Here is a 12,506-nt window from a genome sequence, read left to right as displayed (position 1 = left end):
GGAGATTGTGTCCGATCTGGATGTTGCTGATCCCATACTCACTCAAACAACCCCGTTCCGCCCGCCGACAGCGTCTGCGCGGTGAGCGCCCGATCCAGATAGAGGTTGCGCGCCTCGCAACTTGTCTCGGCGACCAGCAGGCAGCTGTGACAGGCGGCACCGCTCAGCGCGCGCTCGTCGGTGTGGGCGTCCGGGTCATGCTCGGCGCAGATGGGGTCGCCCGAGCACAGCGCCAGCCGGTCCAGCGCCCGCTCGGCGATCGCGCCCAGCCGAGGGAGCACGGCGACCAGCCCGCCCAGCGTTCCCTGCGTGCCGGTCGAGGCGGTGTAGATCAGCAGGCCAAACCGCTCGCCCTCGTCATCGACGATCGCATAGAGCCGTTCCTTGAGCGCGGTCGCGGGATAGCCGCAGTCGAGCGCGATCTCGTTCATCAGCGCATGGGAAAAACCGTGCATGGCATAATAGGCCAGACGCGGAAATTGCAGCCGTGCGCCGTAAAATTGCCCGGCGCGCCACCGATCCCATCCCCGGTATAGCGCCTCGCCGCGCCGCTGCACCGCCGGGCGGGACAGCCAGTCGCGAATGACCTCTGGGTCGAAGCGCAAGAAGATGCCTTCGCCGCGATGCTCGACCGCGGGCAGCCATTCCAGCTCGGTGGCGAGCGCGGCACCCTCGACCGCCAGGTAGAGCTCCTCCAGATCGCCATCGGTGGCGGTCGGCGCGGCCTCGAACCGGGTGAAGCCATAGAGGCAGGCGACTTCGCGCAGCCGGTCGACCGCCACGGCCGAGGCGATCGGGGCGAGGCGGGGGCGCTCGCCATCCCATTCGGCGCGGGTCAGGGTGCGGGCGTGGAGCCGGGCGTCGGGCGCGTCGATGCCGATGTGCGGCTGGCCGGAGGCGAGCAGGTCGAACTCGGCGACCTTGGGGGCCTTGGCCAGCGACTGGTTGCCGCTCAGGCGCAACTGGCCGATGCGGGTGACGACATCGGCGTCGCTCCACCCGGCGAGCGCGGCACGCAGCGCGGGGTTGGAGCGCCGCGCCATCGCCATCTCCGTCTCGCACGTCACCCAGTCGATCGCGTCCATATGCGCCTCGACCAGCCGCGACAGCTCGTCCTCGGCGGCGGGCAGCGAGATGACGGTCAGCACCTGCGGGAAATAGGCATTGGTCGCGGTGCGGGTGAGGAAGCGCAGATTTTCGCTGCACGCGCCCGGTTCGTCGGTGCGCAGCCAGGGGCGACGCCCCCGGCATCCGCCGAGCAGGCCTGTCGCCTGCGCATCGCGCAGCGACAGCGCCGCGCCGCAGCCGCAGACCACGCGGGTCGAGGCGGGATCGCCCGAGGTGCCGCGCTCCTCCAGCCAGAGCGGCTGGATGCAGCGCCCTTCCATGCCGATATGGACGACCTGTGCCCAGTGAATGTCCTGCAAATGCCCCTTGCGGCACCCCGCGACGAAGCGGATCGGCGTCACCGGCACGCGGCGGCCGTCATCGTCGACCAGCATGTTGCGCCCGCGCGGGTCGAGATCGTGCCAGCGGACCAGGCGACGGCGGCGGACATCGCCGACCTCCTCGGCATCGCGCGCGACGAACCAGGCGGGGAAGATGCGCGCCTCGATGCCGGGCGGCTCGGTCGCCGCGCCCGTGCTGTCGCGATCGGCGGGCGGCGTGCGCAGGGTCAGGCGGGCATCGTCGGCCAGCCGCCCGCCTGCGCGCAGCAGCGTTTCCAGCACGGCGGTCGCGCGGGGTTCATGGATCGGCTGCCAGCTGCCGCGCTCGCGCATGTGCCACAGGTCCAGCCCGCCGATGACCACCGATCGGGTGGGCAGGTCGACCATCGCGCCGGGGCCGAAGGCGGTGATGAGCTGCGACTGTCGCAGCGTAATCGGCTTGGTCGTCATGCCATGTCTCCCGCGCCGCCGACCCGTTCGCCATCGGGGCCGCGAGGCTTGATCCGGACGCCGGGTTCGACGTCGCGCATGCTCCATCCGGCCTGGAAGCGGCGCTGCTCGGGGGGAAGATGTTCCAGCGCCGGGTCGAGCGGCGGATGCAGCAGCCGGTGCGGCCGGTCGCCATAGGTGAAGCGGCCCCCGGCGGCGGTCTGTTCGGCGGCGATGGCGGCCCAGTCGTTGAGCAGCGTTTCGATCTGCGCGGCCAGCGTGTCGCGCACCTCCGATGGCGCGCGCTCGACCAGGTGCCGGACCACGGCCTCGCGCGTCGCGGGCAAGGTGGCCAGCGCATCGACCGCGCTGGCGGGAGTGAGTGCGGGGTCGAGATGCCGGGCGATCGCCACCACGATCGCGGCCAGCGTGCGGTCCAGCGCGCGCGGCGACCAGGGGGTGACGCTGGTCGCCTCCACCGCGCGGTAGAAGGTGTCGTGGAAATGGCCGAACTGCTCGAAATGCATCCGGTCGCGCGGGCGATGGACGTTGAGCACCACGACGACCAGGCCGGGCCGGGCGGGGTTGCGGCCGACACGGCTGGTCGCCTGGATATATTCGGCGGCCGTCTTGGGCTGTCCCTGCACCAGCATCAGGCCCAGCCGGTCGATGTCCAGTCCCACCGAGATCATGTTGGTCGCCAGCGCGACATCGACGGGCTGGTCTTCCGCACTGTCGAAGGTCGCCTCCAGCCGCCGTTTCGCCGCCGCCACCCGATCGGTCGACACGCGCGAGGTCAGTTCGACTGGCTCGCCGAGCACGCGGTCGGCAAAGGGGCGGTCGGACGGCTCCAGACGCCGTCGCTGCGCACCGTAGCGGGCGAGCCGGGCGGCCACCTCGTCCTCGACGATCCGCCGCGCGCCGCCCAGTTCGCGCAGCGCGTTGAAATAGCAGAGCGCGGTGCGATAGGCGTCGGCCTCGTCGCCATCCTCGGCCATGGCCTGCGCGGCCCCCAGCAGCGTCACCAGCGCCTGGAGGAAGACCAGCTTCGGCCCACGCCCCGCCGCCGCCAGCCCGACATACCAGCGCGCCGGATCGGCCTCGCTCTCGGCCCGGGTCAGCGCGAAGAAGCTGTCGCGCCGGTCGAGTCCGGGCGGTGGAAAGATGCGGGTGCGGTCGCGGTCGAACAGCGCACGGATCTGATCGCTGGCGCGGCGGACGGTGGCGGTAGAGGCGACGATCTTGGGCCGCACCCGTTGTCCGGCTATCTCACGGGTCGCCAGCCGGTCGATCGCCGCCTCGTACAGCCCGGCGACAGTGCCGAGCGGGCCGGAGATCAGGTGAAGCTCGTCCTGCACCACCAGATCGGGCGGATCGAGCCGGTGGCCTCCATCCAGCGCACGGCCCTGACCCGGCTCGGCCCCGCCATAAAAGCCGGTGTCGTCGGCGCGGTCGACATGGCCGAAGAACGCGCCTGCCTGACCGTTCCAGGGCAGGGCGGCGAACTTGTCGATCGTCGCGATCAGAAAGGCGGGCAGGCGGCGGTAAATGGCCTCGTCCACCGTCACCACCGGCAGCGCGCGGTCGCCGGTAAAGGGACAGGTCAGTGAGGCGCAGCGCAGCTCCAGATTGGTTGGCGCATCGGCGTTGGGAACGCAGCGGAAGCTTTGTGGGGTGAAGGCTGTGCCGCACCACTGGCAGGCCTTGATCGGCGCGGGGGCGCGGGTGTCGCGGCCGCTGGTATAGGCGCGCACGCGCTTGACGGCGGTGCCCTCCGTCCGGTCGCCCTTGCCACCCAGCTTGTTGGGGCTGGCGTCCGAGCCGACCCATAGCCCGATCTCGATCGGCCACTCGCCCAATCTCCGCCGTCCGGCCTCATCGCGATAGTCGGGGCCGTCGCGCAACAGTTCCAGCGCGCAGACCAGTCCGGCGGCGCGGCCCAGCTGGTCCAGCGTCAGCAGCCGCAGCGTATAGCGCATGATGACCGACACGCCCGCGCCCAGCAGCCCGCTCGCCCCCAGCCGCCTAAGCGCAATGGTAAAGGCGGCGAGGCCCAGATAGGCCTCGGTCTTGCCGCCGCCGGTCGGGAAGAACAGCAGGTCGGCGATGTCGCGGTCGGGATGGCGCTTGTCGGCCATGCCCGACAGGTTGAGCAGGATGAAGGCGAGCTGGAATGGTCGCCACGCGGGCGTCGTGTCGGTCGGGCGGCGCGCACGGGTGGCGTCGGCGACCGCGCGGTTGGCGATCTCGAAGGCGAGGCGGACCTGCGCATCCTCGGCCAGCAGCGCGATCCCGGCGGCGATGCGCTCGCGCGCTTCGTCCTGCGCGGCGATCAGCGTGGCGGCGGTCCGAGCGCGCTGGCTGGCGCTGGCCAGATCGGGTGCGGTGGCCGCCGCACGCTGGTCGTCCGCCCATTCGTGATAGCCCGTGACCAGCGGGGTGAGCGCGGCCTGCAACGCCTGTCCGTCCTCGCTCGACAGTGTCGCTAGCGCGTCCATGCCGAAGACGACGCCCGGCACGGCGGCCGCCACGGTCCGCTCGACGGCGGCGCGGGGCAAGTGCGTGGTGTGGACGCCGCGCACGCAGCCGTTCGCATCCGCGACATGCGCCGCCGCGCAGCCGAGCCCGGCGGCATAGGCGGCGCTGTCGCGATAATGCAGGTCGGCCAACTGGTCGTCCCAGTCGTCGCGTGCGATCCGCGACAGGTCATGCTGCGCGACGAACCCGGTTTCGCAGCGCAGCGACAGCCGCACCTGGAAGGCATAAGCGAGATCGCGGTAGCGCGAGGCGGGCTCCAGCCGCTTGTTGACCAGGAAGACGGTGACGACCTGCACCATGCGCCGCGACCCATCGGCCAGATGCAGCGCAAAGGGCCGCGCGCGGATCGCCAGTTCCAGCGCACCGCCGGGCCGCGCGGTGGCGGCGGTGCCGGGCAGGGGATGATGCGCGACGCCCGCATCCTCGCGTGGGATGGGCAGGGTGATGCGGTGCTCGCGCGCCACGCGCCGCCAGCTGATCGGGGTATGGCCGGGCTCGCCACCGCTCTCCAGTATGTCGAGCGGCAGCGGCGGCTCGGGCACATAATCGCCCCAGTCGATCGCGACCTCCAGCGCCCGGACCCGGGGATCGACCATGGTCGACAGCCCGATCGAACTGGGCAGGAAGCGCCGCCGCGCGGCCGGAGCCTCGGGTTCGTCGTGATCGCCCGCCGCACCGCCCGCGCCGAACGCCTCGACATCGGAGAGGATGCCGTCGACCTCGTCCCATTCACTGTCGGCGGCGGGTTCCTGCGTCAGCTCGCCGGAGGGCGCGATGAAGCCTGCCAGATACCAGCGCGAAGGATTTTCCCCGGGCGGAAGCCGCTCGGCGAGCAGATCATGGTCGTCCGCCTCACTTGGGCCGATCAGGTTGCGGCGCGACCGCCGCACCATCTCCGCGCGCACGCCCGCCGCGTTCACAGCATCCGCTCCATCCTGACCCGTTCCTCGTTGAGCTTGAGCAGGCGCGCCAGCACCGCGTCGCGGAACGGCGCGGGCCAGAAGAGGCGGCCCTGATAGCGGTGATCGTCCTCGCTCTCGGCATCGAGGAAGACCGGCGCGGCCTCGGCGGCGAGGTCGTCCCAGCCATAAGCGGCGAGCACCGCCCGATCCACGGCGTGGTGCAACGCGCGCAAGGTCACGATGTCGTCCTGTGTGTCCGTGGCGCGGTGGAAGCGGTTATAGGTCGGCGTCATCCCCTGATCGCGCGCGATCATCAGCGCGGCGCGGTGGTCGTAATAGGCCAGGCCCACGGCTTCGAGATCGGGCGCGTCGGCGTAACCGGGGGGCAGCGGGAAGGTCTCGAAGCAATCCGACGGGGTGTAACGGAGGTCGTCCTTCATGGACGAGGCAAAGAAGCGCGCCCAGACTTCATGCACGCGCGATTGCAGCGTGGCGAAGGCGGTGTAGCTGTCGAATGCAAAGACGGCCAAAGTATTGGCGAAGCAATGCGATGAGGGAGCGATTGTGAACGCTATGTGCGGAGTTGCGCCGCAGCTGTGTACGATGAAATTCGAAATTTTCGCGCTGGCGGCTGCGATCGCCCGGCGATCAGCCGCAAACTGCCACCATCGCTTTGCGACGTCTCTGTTCCATGCATTGGTTGGCGGAAGTGCTTCTCGATCGGCACGAACTTTGGCTTCGATAATGGCGAGAAAATGGGGATATTTGTCTCTGGCTTCTTGCTCAGCAAGGTGGCTGAGGTTCATCGCGAAACGTCGGGGTGTATGAGTCGGAGAGTTATTGACTTCCTGGCCTCCGATATAGGGCCGGACGACTGGCCTATGATCGGGGTACGCAGATAGTATCGCGTTTAAGTCAGCTATCGTGCTCGTCTTGCCCGATGCAGCGAGTTGATCGTCAAAGGTGAAACCTGCGCCGAGCAAGATTGCGCCTTGGAACGCCTTCCCCGCATTCTCCCGCAAAGCCGCAGGCGAACCGTCCAAGTCGCCCTCCATCAGATAGGCCGAGATACGCCGCACCGGCCGGTCGTCCAGCACCGGCGTCTCGACCGACACACCCTTCGCCACGAACACCTGCGCGACGACGACCGCCGCTTCGCCTTCCCAGCGATAGCGGCTGACCGCGCGGAAAATGGTGCCGCCCTCCGCCAGTATCCGTGCCAGCCCGGTTTCGCGCGTGTCGCCCTGCCGGATCGTGTTCGTCGCGATCAGCCCGAACGCCCCGCCGCGCCGGAGCAACCCGAAGGCGCGGCGGAAGAAATGCGCGGCCAGGTCGGCATTGCCGTGCGCGCCGGGGTGGAGCGTCTTCAGCCAGTCAGGATAAGCCGCCGCATGGCCCGCCGCGATGGTGTTCTTGCCCGCGAAAGGCGGGTTGCCGATGATCGCGTCGAAACCGGGATCGGGGCGGTTGAAGACATCCTCGAACTCCAGCTCCCAGTGAAAGCCGGTTACGTCGATCGGCGCCGTGCGCAGTTCGTCGCGACAGGCTTGCAGCCTTGCCCAGCTGGCGGGGGTGGGGGACAGCACGCATTGCTGGACCTCGATCAGCCGCGCGGCCCGCTCTCGCGCCGTCGTGCCGGTGAAATAGGACCAGAGGATGCCGTCCGCGACCAGCTGCGCACGCTCCAGTGCCAGCGTCGCGGCGCGGTGGCGCTGTTCCTGCACGGCATAGGGCGCGATCTCCGCCTCGACGCGCATCAGGCGGCGCAGCTGCGCGGCGGCATCGATGCCTTCGCGCACGATCGCCTCGACGAAGCCCTGCTGCCCCGACACCTTGTCCCAGGTGACGGCGATGATGTTCGGGTTGGGCAAGCCGACCAGACTGTCGCCGCAGCGCAGCACCGCATCGAGAAAGGTGAACTCATGCGCGCTCGCCAGCGTCTCCAGCCAGAGCGACAGCTTGGCCAGGTCGATGGCCAGCGGGTTGCGGTCGACGCCGCGCAGGCAATGCTGCGCCACCAGCCGCTTGGCGTGGAGCAGGTCATCCTCATCGGCGGGAATGGTCGGGCGCTGGTCGGGCCAGCGCGTCCAGGCGGCGACCAGCCGTTCGCCGAGCTGGCGACACGCCTCGACCAGGAACGCGCCCGATCCGGCGGCGGGGTCGCAGACTTTCAGGTCGAGCACCTGGGCAGGCCCCGCATCCGGGCCGATCCGCGCAAAGGCGGGGGCGAGCGCATGGGCCACGATCGGGCGGGTCAGGCTGGCCGGGGTGTAATGGCTGCCGGTGCGTCGCCGCTCGTCGGTCGGTTGCAGGATCGGGGTGCCCGCCGCGACCGGCCCGCGCGGAGCGGCGCGGGCGTCCGTCACGGGCGCGAGCGCGGCGGCCAGTGCGGTGGCGTCGCCCGCCTCTCGCAGGCTCCGCGACACGGCGGCGGGCCAGGCCGCGCGGCCGGTCCAGAGCTTCAACGTGCGTTCGCGCTCCGACGGCTTGGTCGCGGCCAGCGCCTCCAAATCGACCCAGACCGGCACCTTGTTGCCCTTGCCCGCGCGGACCGCGAGCATCAGGCTGGCGGCGCGCTGGACGGTGAAGCCCATCACCGCCTCGTACACCGATCCGATCTGTTCGACGCTGAGCGCGCGGTAGGCGACCCGCTCGCCCTTCAGCATCAACAGGCTGTCGAGCACGCGCAGGATATAGCCGTCGCCGACCGGCAGTACCTGTTCGGGCGCGTCATGGGTGTCACGGCCGAGCAGGAAGGGAAAGGCCGCCTCGCTGAACAACTGGCCGCCGCGCGCCTGCATGAAGCCCGACGGATGGCCGCGATCGACCAGCCGGAACAGCGCGAGCAACCGGCCCCAGGCACCGCGCCGCTCGTCCATCGTGTCGGGATAGAGCGCGGCATCGTCGCGCAGCCGCAGGTGCAGTCCGCCCAGCGCATAGCCCTGCTCGTATAAAGCCGCCGCCATGCCACCGGGGGCGGAGGGCATCAGTCCGCGATCCTCGGCATAGAGGATGAAGACCAGCCGCAGCAGCACGGTCAGCAACCCCTTGTAGAGCTGATCCGGGTCGCTCGCCGCCAGCGCGCGGATACGCGGGCCATCGGCGGCGTCCAGCCCGCGCAGCAATTCGTGCAACCCCGCCAGCACCTGTCCGGCCAGGCGGCTGGACACCTCCGCCTGCGCCGCGCGGCTTTCGGCGAGGATCGCAGGGAGTCGGTGCGACGGTGGCCCGCTGAACAGGGCATGGGCGTCGAGCAGCAGCTTCAACCCGGCCAGCATCGGGCGACCCGATACGTCGCCCAGGCGCGCGAGCGGCCAACTGATATGGCCCGAAGCCTCGCCGCGCGGCACCACGACCAGCCGCAGCACGGGTTCGGTGGCGGGGCCATCCTTGCGGCCCGTTTGGCTGGCGCCGATGATGACGCCAGCGCCGACTCCGGTTTCGCGGAGCAGCCGCTCGAACCGTTGCTGCGCGGTGGCTTCCCAGCCGGGCAGCGTGCCGCGCTTGTCGAGGATCAGCGCGGGTGCCTCGATGCGTACCAGCAGCTGGATCGTGCCGTCGGGCGCGGGGATCGCGCCATGCGGCTCCAGCAGCGTGTCCTGCTCGGGAAAGGCGATGCGTAGGGATTCGGGCAGGGCCTCACCGCGCAGGATGCGGTCGGCGGGCCAGCCCAAAATGGTGTAGAAGAAAGCCCAGGGATCGTCGGCGAACCCCTCGACCGCATGGGCGACCGCGTCGCCGTCCGCCGGACCCTGCGGGCTGGGCCACAGCCCGATCCGCGCGAGCGCGGCGGGCGCGACGACCAGCCCGACCGGCTGGAGATAGCCGATCCAGTCATGCCGACCGCCGGGAATGGGACCACTCATGCCAGGGGCCAGAGATAGACGAGGCCGATCGGCTCCAGCCGGGTGGCATGGATGCGCGATCCGGCGCGCAGCCGTTCGGGCTCGCGGATCATTTCATCGTCCAGCCGGGTGGTGGCGCGGTCCCAGGATCGGCGATCGGCGGCGCGCTGGCGCGCTTCCATGGGATCGAGCAGGAGGGAGAGCTGGCCGTCATCGTCGCCGCGTTCGCGCAGGAGGCGGGCGATACGCTGGCGCAGCAGGGTTTCCAGCCCGCGTGCCTCGGATTCGGCGCGGCGTGTCAGCTCGCCCGCGACTTTCTCGGCCCGCGCCGCCGCCCGTGCCTCCAGCACGGGGCGAAGCTCGGTCACGTCGCGCATGGCGTGGGCGGTCGCTTGGGCGGCGATGGCGGGTTCGGCGTCGGTGGCGTGGCGGAGCGCCTCGATCAGTTCCTCCAGCACCCGTGCCTCGGCATCGCGACCTTCGGCCAGTGCGCGAAGGCCGCCGCTGTCGCGCCAGTCGGCGGCGACGCTCAACACTTCCTCATGCAGCCTTGCCGCCTGTTCGCCATAGAGCGCCAGCCGCCCCAGCAGGATGACGCGCGGGGCGGGTGTCGCGGCGGTGCGGATGACACAGGCGCGTTCCAGCCCCTGGCGGAAACCGGCCGACAGGAAGCGCCCGAGCAGGCGGCGCACCAGCCGGTGTTCGAGATGCAATTGCACCACATCGCCCGCATCGCGGCCGTCGGGCAGGATGGCGGGGGCAAAGCTGATCCGGCGGAGATCGGCATCGGGGCTGGCGCGCCATTCACCAGGCCGCTCGCCGGACCGGATCGGGCGGGCGCGCAATTCGTCGAGCAGAGGCTGCCAGCTGGGATCGTTTGCCAGCGTTGCCTGGTCGAGCGCAAAGACCGGCGTCTCGCCGATCGCCGCCGGAGGACCCCAGGCGCCGCCCGCGCGGTTCAGCGCCAGGCCGACTACCGACTGCAACTCGTCTGGATCGACGCCCACGCGCGCTCGCGCCGTCTCCAGCGCCTTGGCCAGATCGGCCTGTTCGCGCTTCAGGCGGGCCAGTCGTGCCTCGGCGCCATCGTCCAGATCGCGCACCGCCGCACGGACGCGCTCATCGGCTTCCTCGTCATCGATCCGCGCGGCGAGATCACGGGCGGCCGCCCGGTCGATGCCGCCGCCCAGCCGATCGGCGATCCGCGCGCCCAGCACCTGACCCGCCGAACCGAGCTGGCGGCGGATCAGCTCGGTCTTGCGGACCAAAGCGTCGAGCACGACGTCCTCGGGCCGCTGGGCATAGACGAAATAGCGGCAGGTGACGGTCGGGCTGGGTTGCAGCTTGCGGTCGATCCGCCCGTTGCGCTGCTCCAGCCGCGACGGGTTCCAGGGCAGGTCGACATGGATCAGGTCGTGGCATCGCGCTTGGAGATTGATCCCCTCGCGCGCGGCATCGGTGCAGATCAGGATGCGCAAGGGATCGGCGGGATCGTTGAACGCGCGCTTGATCGCCTCGCGCCGTTCGGTCGAGGTGATGCCGGTGAAGCTGTCGATCCGCCGCGCTTCCTGCGCATCCTCGGGGTCGAGCAGCACCGCCAGTTGGCGCTGGAGCCAGCGGCGGGTGTCCTCATATTCGGTGAACAGGATCAGCCGCCGCTCGCGCCAATTGCCTCCTGCATCGAGCAGGTTCGTGCGAGCCCAGTCCAATATCCAGCCGACCCGCGCATCGGGTTGGGTACGGGCGGCGTCCGCCACTCCCAGCATCGCGGCGGCGGCACGGCGTTCCTCCGCCAGCTGGTCGGGTGAGCCGCCCGCCGCGCCGGTCGCGGCCTGTCGTTCGGCCTCCGCCTCGACCGCACGGTCGAGCAGGGCCAGCGCGGCATCCTCATCCTCCGCGCGCTCCGGGGCTTCGACTTCGACAGGAGGCGCCTCGCGCATGGTTCCGGCGATGGCGCGGTCCAGCCCGGCGATGTGGACCCGCAAGGTGCGGGCAAAGGCCGGGATGGAGGACAGCAGCCGCTGTTGCAGCCCGACCATCGCCAGTCGCGCCCGTGCCGCCTGCGCCCCCGCCAGCCCGCCGATCCGCCGCTCGCGCAACCGGCGATAGTCCGCCAGCATCGCCGCCAGCACCAGTTCGGGGGCATCCTCGGGCAAGTTGTCCAGCACCACCGGCGCGACGATCCGTTCGGGAAAGGCCTCGCCCAGCGCGCGCAGGTCGCTTTTCAGGCGGCGGACCATCACCGGCTCCAGATCGGCGGGGCGGACGGTGACACCGCGCGTGAAACGCTGCGGATCGAGCAGCTCTAGCAGCGTCGCAAAGCTGTTGGGATGGCCGTTATGCGGCGTCGCCGACAGGAACAGGCGATGCTCGAACCGATCCGACAGGTCGCGCAGGGACCGGGTGAACTGGCTCTCGATCGCATAGCGGCCGCCACCCGCCGGGGCGGCATGATGCGCCTCGTCCAGGATCAGCAGCGACCGCGCGCGGAAATCCTCCAGCACGTGGCGCAGCCCGGCGACATAGGCTTCCTCGCCCAGCAGCCGGTGCGACAGGATGAAGCGCGATCCCGCCGCCCAGGGGTTCGCGCCGTACCCACGCCGCCGCCGCAATTCCTCCAGGTGGCGGGCGTCGACGATCTCGAAGGCGAGGCCGAACTTGCTCTGCAACTCTTCGCGCCACTGGCCGGTCATGGCGGCAGGCGCGATGACCACGGTATAGTCGACCCGGCGGCGCAGCAGCAGCTCACGCAGCACCAGTCCAGCCTCGACCGTCTTGCCCAGCCCGACATCGTCGGCGATCAGCAGGTTGACGCGCGGCAGCCTCAGCGCCTTGCGCAAGGGGAGCAGCTGGTAGGGGTCGAGCCTGATCCCTGCGCGGAACGGCGCCTGGAAGAGGTCGCGCTCGGCGGCGGTCGCGGTGCGCCAGCGCACGGTGCGCAGATAGGCCGAGAAGGTCGCGGCATCGCCGCCCTGCGTGCCGAGCGAGGCCCAGGCTTCCTCGTCATGCAGCCGCGCATCGACCTCCGCGCTCCACAAGACCTGCGCATCCTCGCCGCTGGCATCGTCGTCGATACAGGCGAGGCGATGCCCTGACAGCGGGCCGTCCGGCTGCGCCTCTACCATCCAAAGCCGCCCGCGCAGCGACACGAACTGGCCGACCGCCGGCCCGGAGGCGCGGGGCGATGACGTGGCGAAACCAGCCGTTTCGGGCATGTAAGTTGTTCGATCCTCCCGCTTGTGAGGATGCGGGGCGGGGCAAATATCGCCAACGGAAGCAGCCCCCGAAATGGATGCGATATCGATTGGTGCAGGATTGCGCGGGATTTCGCGGGCGCTAGTCTT

The 12,506-nt window shown here is 70.3% G+C and carries 4 protein-coding genes; all 4 read right to left on the bottom strand.

Annotated elements, in window-relative coordinates; translation table 11 throughout:
- Positions 1–38: 38 nt before the first annotated feature.
- From drmB to drmD, 4 genes are read right to left on the bottom strand one after another with little or no spacing between them, the layout of a single operon-like run.
- Entirely contained in the window at positions 39–1,898 is a 1,860-nt protein-coding gene (gene drmB / locus GGR45_RS15025) for a DUF1998 domain-containing protein (RefSeq protein WP_175312658.1), read from the bottom strand.
- Positions 1,895–5,335 (bottom strand): DISARM system helicase DrmA, encoded by a 3,441-nt coding sequence (drmA, locus tag GGR45_RS15020; RefSeq protein WP_343051202.1) that lies wholly within the window; start codon positions 5,333–5,335, stop codon positions 1,895–1,897. Before drmA ends, drmB begins: the two co-directional genes overlap by 4 nt.
- Entirely contained in the window at positions 5,332–9,183 is a 3,852-nt protein-coding gene (locus GGR45_RS15015) for an Eco57I restriction-modification methylase domain-containing protein (RefSeq protein WP_175312659.1), read from the bottom strand. Before GGR45_RS15015 ends, drmA begins: the two co-directional genes overlap by 4 nt.
- Positions 9,180–12,377, bottom strand: a complete 3,198-nt coding sequence (drmD, locus tag GGR45_RS15010; protein ID WP_175312660.1) for a DISARM system SNF2-like helicase DrmD — start codon at positions 12,375–12,377, stop codon at positions 9,180–9,182. Before drmD ends, GGR45_RS15015 begins: the two co-directional genes overlap by 4 nt.
- Positions 12,378–12,506: the final 129 nt, after the last annotated feature.

Source organism: Sphingomonas zeae (assembly GCF_014197135.1).
GTDB classification, from domain to species: Bacteria; Pseudomonadota; Alphaproteobacteria; order Sphingomonadales; family Sphingomonadaceae; genus Sphingomonas; species Sphingomonas zeae.
This window is presented reverse-complemented; position numbering and strand designations above follow the sequence as displayed.

Coding starts and splice junctions, on each gene's coding strand:
- drmB (WP_175312658.1), bottom strand. CDS start 1,898: ATGACGACCAAGCCGATTACGCTGCGACAGTCGCAGCTCATCACCGCC.
- GGR45_RS15015 (WP_175312659.1), bottom strand. CDS start 9,183: ATGAGTGGTCCCATTCCCGGCGGTCGGCATGACTGGATCGGCTATCTC.
- drmD (WP_175312660.1), bottom strand. CDS start 12,377: ATGCCCGAAACGGCTGGTTTCGCCACGTCATCGCCCCGCGCCTCCGGG.